General features: G+C 72.4%; 14 protein-coding genes and 1 pseudogene. All 15 read left to right on the forward strand.

Translation table 11 applies throughout. The features are described from left to right. Positions 1 to 98: 98 nt before the first annotated feature. The 15 genes and pseudogenes from rimP (at position 99) to AB0H83_RS00935 (ending at position 15,033) form a co-directional block, all read left to right on the forward strand. The gene (rimP, locus tag AB0H83_RS00865; protein WP_360084672.1) at positions 99 to 701 is read left to right on the forward strand and encodes a ribosome maturation factor RimP; all 603 of its coding nucleotides are present in this window, start codon (positions 99 to 101) and stop codon (positions 699 to 701) included. Beyond that, positions 698 to 1,732: a transcription termination factor NusA gene (nusA, locus tag AB0H83_RS00870; protein WP_360084675.1), complete on the forward strand. Its 1,035-nt coding sequence runs from the start codon at positions 698 to 700 to the stop codon at positions 1,730 to 1,732. The genes rimP and nusA overlap by 4 nt, the downstream gene beginning before the upstream one ends. Positions 1,733 to 1,752: 20 nt before the next feature. After that, complete coding sequence (locus tag AB0H83_RS00875) at positions 1,753 to 2,034, forward strand: YlxR family protein (protein WP_360085539.1); 282 nt, start codon at positions 1,753 to 1,755, stop codon at positions 2,032 to 2,034. A 159-nt stretch (positions 2,035 to 2,193) separates the two neighbouring features. Beyond that, complete coding sequence (gene infB, locus AB0H83_RS00880) at positions 2,194 to 5,247, forward strand: translation initiation factor IF-2 (RefSeq protein ID WP_360084678.1); 3,054 nt, start codon at positions 2,194 to 2,196, stop codon at positions 5,245 to 5,247. Between the two features lie 83 nt (positions 5,248 to 5,330). Further along, the gene (locus tag AB0H83_RS00885) at positions 5,331 to 5,705 is read left to right on the forward strand and encodes a hypothetical protein (protein ID WP_360084683.1); all 375 of its coding nucleotides are present in this window, start codon (positions 5,331 to 5,333) and stop codon (positions 5,703 to 5,705) included. A 20-nt stretch (positions 5,706 to 5,725) separates the two neighbouring features. After that, positions 5,726 to 6,022 carry a DUF503 domain-containing protein gene (locus tag AB0H83_RS00890; RefSeq protein ID WP_360084686.1) on the forward strand — a complete coding sequence of 99 codons (297 nt, stop codon included), beginning with the start codon at positions 5,726 to 5,728 and terminating at the stop codon, positions 6,020 to 6,022. Between the two features lie 87 nt (positions 6,023 to 6,109). Next, positions 6,110 to 6,607, forward strand: a complete 498-nt coding sequence (gene rbfA, locus AB0H83_RS00895; protein WP_360084690.1) for a 30S ribosome-binding factor RbfA — start codon at positions 6,110 to 6,112, stop codon at positions 6,605 to 6,607. Then, positions 6,604 to 7,625 (forward strand): annotated as a pseudogene (locus AB0H83_RS00900) (bifunctional oligoribonuclease/PAP phosphatase NrnA). Before rbfA ends, AB0H83_RS00900 begins: the two are co-directional and overlap by 4 nt. A 53-nt stretch (positions 7,626 to 7,678) precedes the next feature. Beyond that, a complete protein-coding gene (locus tag AB0H83_RS00905; protein ID WP_360084693.1) occupies positions 7,679 to 8,080 on the forward strand; it encodes a hypothetical protein in 402 nt (133 codons plus the stop codon). Further along, positions 8,077 to 8,295, forward strand: a complete 219-nt coding sequence (locus tag AB0H83_RS00910) for a DUF6186 family protein (protein ID WP_360084696.1) — start codon at positions 8,077 to 8,079, stop codon at positions 8,293 to 8,295. Before AB0H83_RS00905 ends, AB0H83_RS00910 begins: the two co-directional genes overlap by 4 nt. 528 nt (positions 8,296 to 8,823) lie before the next feature. Continuing rightward, complete coding sequence (locus AB0H83_RS00915; RefSeq protein WP_360085542.1) at positions 8,824 to 10,110, forward strand: MATE family efflux transporter; 1,287 nt, start codon at positions 8,824 to 8,826, stop codon at positions 10,108 to 10,110. Between the two features lie 23 nt (positions 10,111 to 10,133). Beyond that, a complete protein-coding gene (truB, locus tag AB0H83_RS00920) occupies positions 10,134 to 11,024 on the forward strand; it encodes a tRNA pseudouridine(55) synthase TruB (protein WP_360084699.1) in 891 nt (296 codons plus the stop codon). Between the two features lie 69 nt (positions 11,025 to 11,093). Continuing rightward, positions 11,094 to 12,035: a bifunctional riboflavin kinase/FAD synthetase gene (locus tag AB0H83_RS00925; protein ID WP_360084702.1), complete on the forward strand. Its 942-nt coding sequence runs from the start codon at positions 11,094 to 11,096 to the stop codon at positions 12,033 to 12,035. 93 nt (positions 12,036 to 12,128) lie between these two features. Further along, positions 12,129 to 12,398 (forward strand): 30S ribosomal protein S15, encoded by a 270-nt coding sequence (rpsO, locus tag AB0H83_RS00930; protein ID WP_360084705.1) that lies wholly within the window; start codon positions 12,129 to 12,131, stop codon positions 12,396 to 12,398. A 208-nt stretch (positions 12,399 to 12,606) separates the two neighbouring features. Continuing rightward, the gene (locus AB0H83_RS00935; RefSeq protein ID WP_360084708.1) at positions 12,607 to 15,033 is read left to right on the forward strand and encodes a polyribonucleotide nucleotidyltransferase; all 2,427 of its coding nucleotides are present in this window, start codon (positions 12,607 to 12,609) and stop codon (positions 15,031 to 15,033) included. The last annotated feature ends 2 nt before the right edge of the window (positions 15,034 to 15,035 follow it).

Below are 15,035 nucleotides of genomic sequence, written 5' to 3' on the forward strand. Positions count from 1 at the left end.
CACCGCGCGTTACGCTCTGCGGAGAGCCGCCCGCGCATGCCGTCGCAGGCGGCGTCGAGCCGTGCGCCCGCCGGGTGGTGCAGAAAGAGGTGTCGATCATGGCTCAGCAGCGGGATCGCCGCGCCGGCGGTTCGCGGGATGCTGGAGCCCGCGACGCCGGTGCGCACCGCGAGCGGCTGCGGAAGGTCGTCGAGCCCGTCGTCGTGGCCGCCGGCTACGACCTGGAGGACCTCGAGGTCAGCCGGGTCGGGCGGCGTCACCTGCTGCGGGTGGCGGTCGACAGCGACAACGGCGTCGACCTGGACGCGGTCGCCGAGGTGTCCCGGGCGGTGTCGGCCGCGCTGGACGAGGCCGAGGCGTCCGGCGACGAGCTGATCGCGGGGGAGTACGAGCTGGAGGTCGGCTCCCGCGGGGTCGACCGGCCGCTCACCGAGCCCCGGCACTGGCGGCGCAACCGGACCCGCCTGGTGCAGGTGGACGTCACCGGCAAACCGGTGACCGGCAGGGTGACGGCGGTGACCGGGACCGGGGTGACCCTGGACGTGGAGGGCACCGCTCGCACGATCGCGTTCGAGGACCTGGGCCCCGGGCGGGTACAGGTCGAGATGAAGCGGCTCGCCGAGCTGCCCGACGACCTTGACGAAGATGAAGACGACGACCTCGATGACGACGACGACGAGGAAGGGGAGGACGAGGCGTGAACATCGACCTGGCGGCGCTCCGCGCGCTGGAGCGTGAGCGGGAGATCCCGTTCGAGACCATCCTCGCGGCGATCGAGACCGCGTTGCTGACCGCGTACCGGCACACCGAGGGGGCCAACCCGCACGCCCGCGTCGAGATCGACCGCAGGACCGGCGCGGCGTCGGTGCTCGCCCAGGACCTCGACGACAACGGCACGATCGTGCGGGAGTACGAGGACACCCCCCACGACTTCGGCCGGATCGCGGCGATGACCGCCAAGCAGGTCATCCTGCAGCGGCTGCGCGAGGCGACGGACGAGGCGCACTTCGGCGAGTACGTCGGCCGGGACGGCGACCTGGTCACCGGCGTGATCCAGGCGCACGACGCGAGGACCGAGAAGGGCATCGTCTCGATCGACCTCGGCAAGATCGAAGGGCTGCTGCCGGCCGCCGAGCAGGTGCCGGGCGAGCGGTACGAGCACGGTCAGCGCATCAAGTGCATCGTCGTGCACGTGGTGAAGGGCTTCCGCGGCCCGCAGGTGACGCTGTCGCGATCCCACCCGAACCTGGTGAAGCGCCTCTTCGCGCTCGAGGTGCCGGAGATCGCCGACGGCACCGTCGAAATCGCCGCGATCGCCCGCGAGGCCGGCCACCGCACCAAGATCGCGGTGCGCACCACCGTCGCCGGGGTGAACGCCAAGGGTGCCTGCATCGGGCCGATGGGCCAGCGGGTCCGGGCGGTCATGAGCGAGCTGCACGGTGAGAAGATCGACATTATCGACTGGTCGGACGACCCGGCCCAGTTCGTCGGCAACGCGCTCTCGCCGGCCAAGGCGCTCAATGTCGAGGTCGTCGACGCGGGCAACCGGGCGGCCCGGGTGACCGTCCCGGACTTCCAACTTTCCCTGGCCATCGGCCGTGAGGGCCAGAACGCGCGGCTCGCCGCGCGGCTCACCGGATGGCGCATCGACATCCGCCCGGACAACGCTTCGGGGGGCAACGTCGATCACGTCACGGGACCGGGCGCGGCACAAGCCGAAAGCGCAGGGTAGACTTCTTGTCGGTACGTCGCATGCCCCCGGTCCGCACCTGTGTTGGTTGCCGGAAGCGTGCGTCATCCTCCGAATTGCTGCGGTTTGTCGCGATCGAGTCTGGCCCTGACCAGTTCAGGGCTGTCCCCGATCCGGCCCGCAGACGGCCGGGTCGGGGAGCGCACCTGCATCCTGATCCGGCTTGCCTGGCGCTAGCGGAACGTCGGCGAGCCTTCGGGCGAGCCTTACGTATCGCCGGAGTCCTGGACACCGGTCCGCTGGCAGAAGCGGTCGCCCTGGCGGCAGCGGAGCAATCGCAGTGATCGGAACCGCCGATGGTGGGCGCGAGATGCCCCACCCGGACACGCAAGGTAGGACGACGGACATGAGCACACGATGAAGTCCCTGAGATGACCAGGCTTCAAGTGCACGAGTGAGGTCGGCGCGGACCTATGCCGCCCGGCCTCGAGGTGAGGAGTGTAGTGGCAGGCAAGGCCCGCGTACACGAGCTGGCAAAAGAGCTCGGGGTCGAGAGTAAGACCGTGCTCGCGAAGCTGCAGGAGCTTGGCGAGTACGTGAAGTCCGCATCCAGCACGGTAGAGGCGCCCGTGGCGCGCCGGCTGCGAGCGAGCTTCGAATCCGGAGGGTCCGCACCAGCGCCCTCGGCGTCTCCTGCGCCGGCATCGTCGGCTCCTTCGGCCGCGCCGGTGCCCTCGGCACCGCGTCCGAACCCGGCCGTCCCGGCAGCCAAGCCCTTCGCGCCCCCGAAGCGGCCGCAGCCGCCCGCGGGCGGTGGACCCGGTGGCGGGCGAGGCCCCGTGCCCGGCCCGCCGCGCCCGGCGCCCGTGGTCAAGCCGACGAGTGCGCACGACATCGAGGTGGCGGCCGCCGAGCAGCGTGCCGCCGCGCTGAAGGCGGACCAGGAAGCGGCCATGAAGGCCGCCAAGGAGGCCCGCCAGCGGGAGACCACCCGGCGTGAGTCCACGCCGCCGCCCAGCGGTGGCGTTCCCTCGCCCGGCCCGCGTCCCGGCCCGGCCGCGCCGGCACCCCAGCCGGGTGCCGCGCCGACCCCCGGTGCCCCGCGTCCCGGCCAGGGGCCACGTCCCGGCGGCGCCCGTCCGCCGGCCCGTTCCCCGGGCAACAACCCGTTCGGCGTGTCCGGCGGCGCCCCCGCGCGTCCGTCGCCCGCCGGCAACATCCCGCGGCCGAACCCGTCCGCGATGCCTCCGCGGCCCAACCCCGCCTCGATGGGCGGCCCCCGGCCGAACCCGTCGCAGATGCCGAGCCAGCGTCCGGGTCGCCCGGCCGGTGGCCCCGGTGACCGTCCGGGTCGCCCGGGTGGCGGCGCCGGTGGTGGCTTCCGCGGCGGTCCCGGCGGCGCCGGCGGTGCCGGTCGTCCCGGCGGTCCTGGTGGCGGCGGCGGTGGCTTCCGCGGCGGTCCCGGCGGCGGCGGCGGTGGTGGCTTCCGTCCCGGCGGCGGCGCCGGTGCCGGTGGCGGCGGCGGTTTCCGCGGCGGTCCCGGTGGTGGCGGCGGCGCGCCCGGCGCGGGCGTCGGCGGTGCCGGTCGTCCCGGTGGCGGCGGTGCCGGTGGCCGTGGTCGCGGCGGCGGTGCGGCGGGTGCCTTCGGGCGTCCCGGCGGCCGGCCGACGCGTGGCCGCAAGTCCAAGAAGCAGCGCAGACAAGAGTTCGACAACCTGTCCGCGCCGACGATGGGCTCGGGCGCTCCCCGGGGTCAGGGTCAGACGATCCGGCTGCCGCAGGGTGCCTCGCTGTCGGACTTCGCGGACCGGATCAACGCCAACCCGGGCTCGCTCGTCCAGGAGATGTTCAACCTGGGCGAGATGGTGACCGCGACCCAGTCGTGCACCAACGAGACCTTGGAGCTGCTCGGTGAGCACCTGGGCTTCGTCGTCAGCATCGTCAGCCCCGAGGACGAGGACCGCGAGCTGCTCGCGCGCTTCGACATCGACCTCGACGCCGACGTCGACGAGGAGCGCCTGGTCATCCGGCCGCCGGTGGTGACCGTCATGGGTCACGTCGACCACGGTAAGACGAAGCTGCTCGACGCGATCCGCTCCACCAACGTCGTGGCCGGCGAGGCCGGTGGCATCACCCAGCACATCGGTGCCTACCAGGTGCACGTGCCGCACGGCGAGGACGGCGAGGACCGCGCGATCACCTTCATCGACACCCCGGGTCACGAGGCGTTCACCGCCATGCGTGCCCGTGGTGCGCAGGCCACGGACATCGTGGTCCTGGTGGTCGCGGCCGACGACGGCGTCATGCCTCAGACGATCGAGGCGTTGAACCACGCCCAGGCGGCCGAGGTGCCGATCGTGGTCGCGGTTAACAAGATCGACAAGGAGAACGCCAACCCGGCGAAGGTCCGCCAGGAGCTGACGCAGTACGGGCTGGTCGCCGAGGAGTACGGCGGCGAGACCATGTTCGTCGACATCTCCGCGAAGAGCCGCATCAACATCGAGGGTCTCCTCGAGGCCGTGCTGCTCACCGCCGACGCCGCGCTCGACCTGCGGGCGCCGATCGACGGTCCGGCGCAGGGTATCGCGATCGAGTCGCACCTCGACCGCGGTCGTGGCCCGGTCGCCACCGTGCTGGTGGAGAAGGGCACGCTCAACGTCGGTGACTCGATCGTCGCCGGCCGGGCATACGGGCGCGTCCGGGCGATGCTCGACGAGAACGGCAAGCCCGTGCCGTCCGCCGGTCCGGCCCGTCCGGTCCTGGTGCTCGGTCTGACCTCGGTGCCCGGCGCCGGCGACACGTTCCTCGCCGCCGACGACGACCGCACCGCGCGCCAGATCGCCGAGCAGCGGCAGGCCCGCCGCCGTGCGGCCGAGATGGCCTCGCGGACCGGCCGGGTCACCCTCGAGAACCTGTTCGACCAGCTCAAGGAGGGCGAGAAGACCACGCTCAACCTCATCCTCAAGGGTGACGGTTCGGGTTCGGTCGAGGCGCTCGAGGACGCACTGGTCAAGATCGTCGTCGCCGACGAGGTCCAGCTCCGGATCATCCACCGGGGCGTGGGCGCCGTCACCCAGGACGACGTCAACCTGGCGAGCGCGTCCGACGCGATCGTCATCGGGTTCAACGTGCGGGCCGAGGGTCGCATCCGCGAGCTGGCCGACCGCGAGGGCGTGGAGATCCGGTACTACACCGTCATCTACCAGGCCATCGAGGAGATCGAGACCGCGCTCAAGGGCATGCTCAAGCCGATCTACGAGGAGGTCGAGCTCGGCACGGCGGAGATCCGCGAGGTCTTCCGCTCGTCGCGCTTCGGCAACATCGCCGGCTGCATCGTCCGCACCGGGCTCATCCGGCGCAACAGCAAGGCGCGCCTGCTCCGCGACGGGGCTGTCATCTCCGACAACCTCACCATCGCGGGCCTGCGCCGCTTCAAGGACGACGCCACCGAGGTCCGTGAGGGCTTCGAGTGCGGTATCACGCTCGGCAACTTCAACGACATCCAGCTCGGTGACGTCATCGAGACCTGGGAGCTGCGGGAGAAGCCGCGCGGCTGATGCCGCCGAGCTGAGAAGGGCCGCCGCGGACGTCCGCGGCGGCCCTTTCTTTGATGTTGGTCCGGGCGTACCGTCGATGCGTCATGAACCTCGTCTGGTGGTCGATCGAGGTCCGCGACGGGGAGCATCCGGCGTGGCAGTGGCGCGACGCCTGGTCCCGGTCGCTGCTCGAGGCCGCCGTGACGCACGGCGCCCACGACTTCAGCTGGCAGGCCGAGCCGTTCGGCGTCGTGCTGGAGCTCGGCTTCGCCGGGGACGGCGACTGGGACCGCTTCCGGCAGCTGCCGGCGGTCGTCGCCGCGCTCGACGCGGTCGACCCGCGCACGCGGTATGTCTACCCGGGCCGCGGCGGCAGCGCCGGTGCGGTGCTGCCCCGGCGCACCCCCCGCCCGATCACCGGCGACGCCGCGCCGCTGCCGGTCGCACCGGCACCGTTATTGGTGGCCAGGCTCTCGTAGAATCGATAGGATCTTGGGCCGTGTATACCGGAACCGCGGTCTTCGACATGCTTCTTCCCGGTGATTCCCGTTCGCTGAAGGCCAAGCGCGCCTATGTACGGCCGCTGGTGGCGTATCTGCGCAAGTTCGAGGTGTCCGTCGCCGAGGTCGGCGCCCTCGACCTGCACGGACGCGCCCAGGTCGGGGTGGCGGTGGTCGCCTCCGAGGCCGCCCACGTGCGGGAGGTCCTGGACACCATCGAGCGGGCGGTCGCCGGCCGGCCTGAGATCGAGTTGCTCTCCGTGCGGCGCAGGCTGCACGGTGACGATGACGAGTAGTCATCGGTTCCGTGAGCGGCCGCAGGGTCGCGTCGCGGGTACTGTCAGAGCGTTGGTCAGATCGTTTTGGCTGCGGAGGTGTTCGAGATGACGGATCCGGCAAAGGTGCGCCGGCACGCGGAGCGCGTGAAGGAGCTCGTCGCATCGGTGGTGCGGACGCAGGTCAAGGACCCTCGCCTGGGCATGATCACGATCACCGACGCGCGGATCACTGCTGATCTGCGCGAGGCGACCGTGTTCTACACGGTGCTCGGTGACGCGACCGCGCAGTCGGGCACGGCGGCGGCGCTGGAGAGCGCCAAAGGGCTGCTGCGCTCCACCGTCGGCAAGGCCCTGGGGCTGCGCCACTCACCGAGCCTCACGTTCGTGCACGACGACGTGACCGAGCACGTGAAGCACATCGACGACCTGCTGGCCACCGCCCGCAACGCCGACGCGGAGGTCCAGCGCCGGGCCGCCGGGGCGCACTACGCGGGCGACGCCCAGCCCTACCGGCTCGAGGACGCCCTGGAGATCGGCAACGACGACCTGGCGGGGGCCGAAGGCGCCGATGACGAGGTCGTCGTCGGCCGGGACCGCAGGTGACCCAGGAGCAACCGTCGCCCGGGGAGTGGGCCGCCGCAGTCTCCGCGCTGCGCGGCCTGCCCCCGGGCGCCCGTGTGCTGCTCGCCTGTCACGTCAACCCCGACGGCGACGCCCTGGGCAGCATGCTCGGCTTCGGGCTCGGCCTGCGCCGTTTCGCCCCGTCGCTGTGGTCGAGGCGACGTTCCCGGGCCCGATGACCGTCCCGCCCCCGTTCGACCAGCTGCCGGGCGTCTCGATGCTCGTGCCCGCCGGCGGGGTGGCCCTGCCCGACGCGATGCTGGTGTTCGACGCGGCCAGCGTCGAGCGGCTCGGCCCGCTCGCCGCGACGCTCGCCACCACGCCCGTCGGCATTGTGCTGGACCACCACGCGTCCAACGCCGGCTTCGGCGCGATCAACCTCATCGACCCGACCGCCGCCGCGACGTCGGTCGTGGCCGAGGGCCTGCTCAGCCGCCTGGGCGTGGCGCTGGACGCGGAGATCGCCGAGTGCCTGTACGTGGCCCTGGCCACCGACACCGGCTCGTTCAAGCACGGCTCGACCACCCCGGCCGTGCACGAGCTCGCGGCCCGGCTCATCGCCACCGGCATCCCCGTCGGCGACATCTCCCGCCGCCTGTTCGACACCCGCCCCTACGGCGCGGTCCGCCTCTTCGGCGTCGCCCTGGCGCGCACCGCCCTCGAGCCCGCCGGCGGGATCGGCCTCGCGTGGACCTACGTGACGCTCGACGATCTCGCCGAGTTCGGCCAGCCCGCGGCCGCGGTCGAGGCGCTCATCGACTCGGTGCGCTGCGTCGCGGAGGCCGACGTGGCGTGCGTGGTGAAGCCCGTCGGCCCGGACGAGTGGTCGGTCTCGCTGCGCAGCAAGGGCGCCGTCGACGTCAGCCGCATCGCGGTCGGGCTGGGCGGCGGCGGGCACCGCTTCGCGGCCGGGTTCAGCGCCACCGGCACCGTCGAGGGCGTCATGGACTCGATCCGCGCCGCGCTCGACGACCGGGTCGTCCTCGTAGATCAGGGTTGAACCAGGGCCGTCAGCGCTGGCACGCGGGCTGCTCCTGCGGCGACAATCGATGCATGGACCGACCTGAGCTGGTTGCGGAGGTCGACCGGGCCTGGGCCCGTCCGGTCGTGCTGGCACCGGTCTTCGCCCTGACCGCCCTCGTGGGCGGGGCGCTGCCGTCGTTCTCCCTGCGGGCCAACCTGCTCGTCCTCGGTGCCGGGGGCGCGCTGCTGTGGCTCGGCATGTCCGCCGCGGTGCCGAAGCGCCCCGCCCCGGCGCGGCTGTCCCGGTCCTCGGCGTGGTGGCTGCTGCCGATCGGGCTGTTCGCGGTCGTGGAGGGCGTCACGTTCCTGATCGGCTCGCGGGAGTACCCGACGCTGTCCCGGCTCGCGGACCCGCTGCTGGAGCACTACCCGGCTCGCGCCGCCGCCTACTTCGGCTGGCTGTGGGTGTTCTGGGCGCTGGTGCGGCGATGACCCTCGTCCAGGCGGGCATCGCGGCCGCGTTCATCGTGACGCTGGGGCTCTTCGCGGCGGTCGAGGTCGCGGCCCGGCGGGAGGGCTCCAGGGTGCCGACGCTCGGCGAGGTCTGCGGCGTCGTCATGCGCTACCGGGTCGGCCCGCTGCCGGTCGGGCGGATCGCGATGTTCGGTTTCTGGTGGTGGCTGGGCTGGCACTTCCTGGCCCGCTGACGTCCATCCGACAGGCGGAACGGCCGGGAAACCCGTCCAGATCGCGGGATGGCGTCGCACATCGTGGAACTGAACGATAGCTTAGTCGCCATGCGCATCGTACGAATTCTTCGCTGCCCGTCCCGGGCCTGACCGCTTACAGCGGAACCCGGCGGCGGGCGTCCACGGCCCAGTCACACAGCAGCCGCCGTCAGCGAGGAATCAGATGCGACAGACCCACCGATCCACGTTGCAGGCCGACACCACCCATCGTCGGTCTCCTGGTCGTGCGTTGGCGTGGCCGCCGGTGACCCCGGCGCCTCTGCGATCGGACCGTCAACACACCAATCGCGTCATCAGCCGCGTCACCAGTCAGGAGATCGTCATGGCCGAGCAGCCGAAGCCCCAGCCCAAGCCGCAGGAGTCGACCCCCGACACGCGCGAGCGCGCCCGCGCCGCCCTGCAGATGTCGATGGACCGCCGGGGCTGACCCCGCATCCGTAAGTAGCGCGACGGGAGGCAACTCCTTACGCTGTCGCGGTGACCGTGATGCGTCGTGTCGCCGCCCTCGCCCTGCCGGCGCTCGTGGTGCTGGCCGCCGAGCCGCTCTACGTGCTGGTCGACACCGCGGTCGTCGGGCACCTCGGCCGCGAGGAACTCGGCTCGCTGGCGATCGGCGGGCAGATCATGGCGCTGGCCGTCTGGCTCGGCACCGTGCTCGCCTACGGCACCACCGGCCGCTCCGCGCGCCGCTTCGGCGCCGGCCAGCGCGAGGCCGCGGTACAGGAGGGCGTCCAGGCGTCCTGGCTGGCCCTCGCCGGCGGCGTCGCCATCATGGTGACCCTCGAACTGGCCGCCGGGCCGCTCACCCGCGCCATCGCCGGGTCGCCGGGCCCGGTCGCCGACGGCGCGGCCGCCTGGCTGCGCATCGCCGCGCTCGGCGCGCCCGGGCTGATGCTCGGCACCGCCGGCAACGGCTGGATGCGCGGTGTCCAGGACACCCGCCGGCCGCTGTACTACGTCCTCGGCGCCAACGCGCTGTCCGCGGTGCTCTGCCCGCTGCTGGTCTACCCGCTCGGGCTCGGCCTGGAGGGCTCCGCCGTCGCGAACGTCGTCGCGCAGACGGCCGTCGGGCTGCTCTTCGTCCGCGCGCTGCTGTCCGAGCACGTCCCGCTGCGCCCGCACCTCGACGTGATCCGCCACCAGCTGACCCTCGGCCGCGACCTGCTGCTGCGCGGCGCCGCGTTCCAGGCGTGCTTCCTGTCCGCCTCGGCGGTCGCGGCCCGCTTCGGCACCGCCAGCCTCGCCGCCCACCTCATCGCGATCCAGCTGTTCTTCTTCACCGCCCTGGCCCTCGACGCGGTCGCGATCGCCGCGCAGTCCCTGGTCGGGGCGGCCCTCGGCGGCGACCGCGCCGACGAGGCGAAGCTGCTCGCCCGCCGGATCACCACCGCCGGCCTGATCTCCGGCGTGGTGTTCGCGTTCCTGGTCGCGGCCGCCCTGGCCACCGTGCGCCCCTGGTTCGGCGCGGATCCGCAGGTGTACGCCGAGGCCAGGACCGCCTGGTGGTTCTTCGCCGGCATGATGCCCGCCGCCGGCGTCGTCTTCGCCCTCGACGGCGTCTTCCTGGGCGCCGGCGACATCCGGTACCTGCGCAACCTGACCCTCCTGTCGGCCCTCGGCGGCTTCCTGCCCGGCATCTGGCTGGCGTACCTGCTCGACGGCGGCCTGCGCGGCGTGTGGATCGCCCTGTGCCTGTTCATCGGCCTGCGCCTGGCCGGCCTGTTGTGGCGCCTCGCCGGTGACCGCTGGGCCGTGACCGGCGCCGTGCGCTGACGCACCTACTAGGCTGTCCCGCTGTGGCGCAGAAGGCAGCAACGGCGGGCGGACTCGTGGTCGTCGACAAGGCCGGCGGGATGACCTCGCACGACGTGGTGGCGCGGATGCGGCGGCTGGCCCGTACCCGCCGGGTCGGGCACGGCGGCACGCTCGACCCGATGGCGACCGGGGTGCTCATCGTCGGCGTGGAGAAGGCGACCCGCCTGCTCACGTACGTGATCGGCAGCACCAAGGAGTACCGCGCGACGATCCGGCTCGGGCAGGCGACCGTCACCGACGACGCCGAGGGCGAGGTCGTGTCCACAGTGGACGCGAGCGCGGTCACCGACGGCGACGTGCACGCGGGGCTCGAGCCGCTGCGCGGGGAGATCCTGCAGGTGCCGAGCGCGGTGTCGGCGATCAAGGTCAACGGGGTCCGCTCCTACCACCGGGTCCGCTCCGGCGAGGAGGTCGCGCTGCAGCCCCGGCCCGTCACTGTGTCCCGCCTCGACGTGCTGGCCGTGCGCCGCTCGACGGGGTGCGTCGACGTCGACGTCGATGTCGCCTGCTCGTCCGGTACGTACATCCGCGCGCTCGCCAGGGACCTGGGCGCCACGCTCGGCGTCGGCGGGCACCTGACCGCGCTGCGCCGCACGGCAGTCGGCGCGTTCACCCTCGCCGAGGCGGCGACCCTGGACGAGCTCGCCGAGCGGGAGGACCCGGTGACGATGCCCCTGCCGGCCGCCGCCGACCGCTGCTTCCCGCGCCGGGACGCCGACGAGGTCGAGGCGAAGACGCTGTCGCACGGCGGCTCGCTCGCCCCGGTGGGCATCGCCGAGCCCTACGCGGTGTTCGCCCCCGACGGCACGGTCCTGGCGATCGTCCGGGAGAAGGACGGCCGGGCGCGACCGGAGATCGTGCTCGTGCCCTGACGTGCACCGGGGGGCCGGGCGGCCACCCGTACACCTGCCGCAATGACTGCAAGAGTTAGGCTCGGACGCATGCAGCGGTGGCGGGGAACACAGGCGGCGCCGGGTGGCTGGGGCCGCGCGGTCACCACGATCGGCGTCTTCGACGGCGTGCACCGCGGTCACCAGCAGGTGATCGGGCACGTCGTGAAGCGGGCCGGCGAGCTGGGCGTGCAGTCGGTGGTGCTGACGTTCGACCCCCACCCGTCGGAGGTGGTGCGGCCAGGGTCGCACCCGGCGGTGCTCAGCGAGCCGTCGCGCAAGGCGGAGCTGATCGAGGCGCTCGGGGTCGACGTGCTGTGCGTCATCCCGTTCACGGTCGAGTATTCGCGCCTGTCGCCGGAGGCGTTCGTCCATGACGCGCTCGTCGAGCACCTGCACACGGCGCTGGTCGTGGTGGGGGAGAACTTCCGCTTCGGCCACAAGGCCGCCGGTGACCTGCAACTGCTGCACCGCCTCGGTCGCACGTTCGGCTTCGGGGTCGAGGGCGCGCCGCTGGTCGCCGACGAGGGCACGGTGTTCTCCTCGACCTACATCAGGGCCTGCGTCGACGCCGGTGACGTGGTCGCCGCGGCCCGCGCGCTGGGCCGGCCGCACCGTGTCGAGGGCGTCGTCGTGCGCGGCGACCAACGCGGCCGCGAGCTGGGCTTCCCCACGGCCAACCTGCTGACCTCGGCCAACGCCGCGATCCCGGCGGACGGCATCTATGCGGCGTGGGTCATCCGCGACCGGGACCGGGTGGCGTACCCGGCGGCGGTGTCGGTCGGCACCAACCCGACGTTCTCCGGCAAGGAGCGGCGGGTCGAGTCGTTCATCCTCGACTTCACCGGCGACATCTACGGCGAGCGGATCGCCGTCGACTTCGTCGAACGCCTCCGTGAGCAGCGCACCTACTCGGGGGTCGAGCCGCTGGTCACGCAGATCCACGACGACGTCGCACAGGCCAGACGGGTGCTGGACCGTCCCGTCTGTTAGCCTTGTATCGACGCCGGGTGACCGGCGGGGGCCAGGCTGCCTGCACGACGCCGCGGGGCCGGCCCTTGGAAGATCCAACCTTTAAGGGAGAATATGGCGCTCGACTCTGCGCAGAAGACCGAGATCATCGGTAAGTACGCGACCGTCGAAGGGGACACCGGCTCGCCGGAGGTCCAGGTCGCGATGCTGACCAAGCGGATCGCGGACCTCACCGAACACCTCAAGAAGCACAAGCACGACCACCACAGCCGGCGCGGCCTGCTGCTGCTGGTCGGCCGTCGCCGTCGCCTGCTCAACTACCTGCAGCGCAGCGACATCGCCCGCTACCGCTCGTTGATCGAGCGGCTCGGCCTGCGGCGATAACGACTGATGCGTTGGGGAGCGGCGTCCAAGCGTCGCTCCCCTTCGTGTAGTGACACACTGGTATGGAACAGTCGCCCCGCCGAGCGTGTCGGCGCACCGGTCCTCGGTAGTGGCTTCCGGGCAGATCAGCCCCGTGAGCTTCGATCGAAGACCGGCCGCAGACGGCTCCGCCCTGGGCGCACCACAACCCAAAGGAGCATCACACCACATGACCGAGCAGAGCACTCTCGGTACGCACTCCAGCACCGCGGTCATCGACAACGGCACGTTCGGCACCCGGGAGATCACGTTCTCCACGGGCCGCCTGGCGCGTCAGGCCGCCGGTTCGGCCCTCGCCCAGCTGGGCGAGACCGTCGTGCTGTCCGCGACCACCGCCGGCAAGACGCCGAAGGACCAGTTCGACTTCTTCCCGCTGACCGTCGACGTCGAGGAGCGGATGTACGCCGCGGGCCGCATCCCCGGCTCGTTCTTCCGCCGTGAGGGCCGCCCCAGCGAGGACGCGATCCTCACCTGCCGCCTGATCGACCGGCCCCTGCGCCCCAGCTTCGTCAAGGGCCTGCGCAACGAGGTCCAGGTCGTCGAGACGATCCTCGCCCTCGACCCGGCCCACCCCTACGACGTCGTGGCGATCAACGCCGCCTCGATGTCGACCAAGCTGTCCGGCCTGCCGTTCTCCGGCCCGATCGGCGCCACCCGCATGGCGCACGTCGACGGGCAGTGGATCGCGTTCCCGACGCTCGAGGAGCTCGGCCGCGCCACGTTCGACATGGTCGTCGCCGGCCGGACCCTGCCCGACGGCGACGTCGCGATCATGATGGTCGAGGCCGAGGCGACGGAGCACACCGTGGCGCTGGTCGCCGGCGGCGCGCCCGCCCCGACCGAGGAGGTCGTGGCCGGTGGCCTCGAGGCCGCCAAGCCCGCCATCCGCGAGCTGTGCCGGGCCCAGTCCGAGCTCGCGGCGGTCGCCGCGAAGCCGGTCCAGGAGTTCCCGACCTTCCTGGACTACCAGCCCGACGCCTACGAGGCCGTGGCCGGTGCGGTCCGCGAGGAGGTGTCCGAGGCGCTGCGCATCTCCGCCAAGGCGGAGCGCGAGGAGGCCCTCGACCGGATCAAGGAGGCCGCCTTCCAGCGCCTCGCCACCGACTTCGAGGGTCGCGAGAAGGAGATCGGCGCCGCGCTGCGGTCGCTGACCAAGAACGAGGTCCGCGCCCGCGTCCTGCGCGAGCAGGTCCGCATCGACGGCCGCGGCCCGCGCGACATCCGTCCGCTGACCGCCGAGGTCCAGGTGCTCCCGCGGGTGCACGGCTCGGCCCTGTTCGAGCGCGGCGAGACCCAGATCCTGGGCGTCACCACGCTGAACATGCTGCGCATGGAGCAGACGCTGGACACCCTGGCGCCGGAGAAGTCCAAGCGCTACATGCACAACTACAACTTCCCGCCCTACTCGACCGGTGAGACCGGCCGGGTGGGCTCGCCCAAGCGGCGCGAGATCGGCCACGGCGCGCTCGCCGAGCGGGCCCTGATCCCGGTGCTGCCGGCCCGCGAGGAGTTCCCCTACGCGATCCGCCAGGTCTCCGAGGCCCTCGGCTCCAACGGCTCGACGTCGATGGGCTCGGTCTGCGCCTCCACCATGGCGCTGCTGTCCGCCGGTGTGCCGCTGAAGGCGCCGGTCGCCGGCATCGCGATGGGCCTGATCTCCGACGAGGTCGACGGCAAGACGGAGTACGTCACGCTCACCGACATCCTCGGTGCCGAGGACGCGTTCGGCGACATGGACTTCAAGGTCGCCGGCACCCGTGACTTCGTGACCGCGCTGCAGCTGGACACCAAGCTCGACGGCATCCCGTCGGACGTCCTCGCGGGCGCCCTGCAGCAGGCCCACGACGCGCGGCACGTCATCCTCGACGTGATGGCCGAGGCGATCGAGTCGCCGGCCGGCATGAGCCAGTACGCGCCCCGCGTGACCACGGTCCGCATCCCCGTCGACAAGATCGGCATGGTGATCGGGCCCAAGGGCCAGACCATCAACGCCATCCAGGACGAGACCGGCGCCGAGATCAGCATCGAGGACGACGGCACGATCTACGTCGGCGCGACCAACGGCCCGTCGGCCGAGGCCGCGGTCGAGCGGATCAACGCCATCGCCAACCCGACGATGCCGAAGGTCGGCGACAAGTTCCTCGGCACCGTGGTGAAGACGGCCGCGTTCGGCGCCTTCATCTCGCTGCTGCCGGGCCGCGACGGCCTGCTGCACATCTCCAAGGTGGGCAACGGCAAGCGCGTCGACCGGGTCGAGGACTTCCTCAACGTCGGCGACAAGGTCGAGGTGCAGATCGCGGACATCGACAACCGCGGCAAGATCTACCTCGACAAGGTGCTGTCCGAGGCCGAGGCCGCCGCGGCGGCCGAGGCGGCGGCGGCCGGTGGCGGCGCCCCGGCGGGCGGCTCGGGTGACCGGCCCTCCGGCCGGGACCGTGGCGACCGTGGCCCGCGCTCCCGCGAGCGCAGCGACCGTGGTGACCGCGGCCCGCGCCAGGCGTCCTCCCCGGAGGGCGAGGACGGCGGCGCGCCCGAGGGCGGCGAAGGCGGCGAGGACGGCGGCGAGTTCCGTCGCCGGCGGAACCGGCACAGCTGAGA

The sequence above is a fragment of the Dactylosporangium sp. NPDC050688 genome (genome assembly GCF_040654515.1).
In the GTDB taxonomy this organism is placed as follows: domain Bacteria; phylum Actinomycetota; class Actinomycetes; order Mycobacteriales; family Micromonosporaceae; genus Dactylosporangium.

Bases quoted from the DNA above. Each gene is read 5' to 3' on its own strand.
- AB0H83_RS00915 (WP_360085542.1), top strand. From the start codon at position 8,824: ATGCGTCGTGTCGCCGCCCTCGCCCTGCCGGCGCTCGTGGTGCTGGCC.
- rbfA (WP_360084690.1), top strand. From the start codon at position 6,110: ATGACGGATCCGGCAAAGGTGCGCCGGCACGCGGAGCGCGTGAAGGAG.
- AB0H83_RS00885 (WP_360084683.1), top strand. From the start codon at position 5,331: ATGAACCTCGTCTGGTGGTCGATCGAGGTCCGCGACGGGGAGCATCCG.
- rpsO (WP_360084705.1), top strand. From the start codon at position 12,129: ATGGCGCTCGACTCTGCGCAGAAGACCGAGATCATCGGTAAGTACGCG.
- AB0H83_RS00925 (WP_360084702.1), top strand. From the start codon at position 11,094: ATGCAGCGGTGGCGGGGAACACAGGCGGCGCCGGGTGGCTGGGGCCGC.
- rimP (WP_360084672.1), top strand. From the start codon at position 99: ATGGCTCAGCAGCGGGATCGCCGCGCCGGCGGTTCGCGGGATGCTGGA.
- AB0H83_RS00910 (WP_360084696.1), top strand. From the start codon at position 8,077: ATGACCCTCGTCCAGGCGGGCATCGCGGCCGCGTTCATCGTGACGCTG.
- AB0H83_RS00875 (WP_360085539.1), top strand. From the start codon at position 1,753: ATGCCCCCGGTCCGCACCTGTGTTGGTTGCCGGAAGCGTGCGTCATCC.
- AB0H83_RS00935 (WP_360084708.1), top strand. From the start codon at position 12,607: ATGACCGAGCAGAGCACTCTCGGTACGCACTCCAGCACCGCGGTCATC.
- AB0H83_RS00905 (WP_360084693.1), top strand. From the start codon at position 7,679: ATGGACCGACCTGAGCTGGTTGCGGAGGTCGACCGGGCCTGGGCCCGT.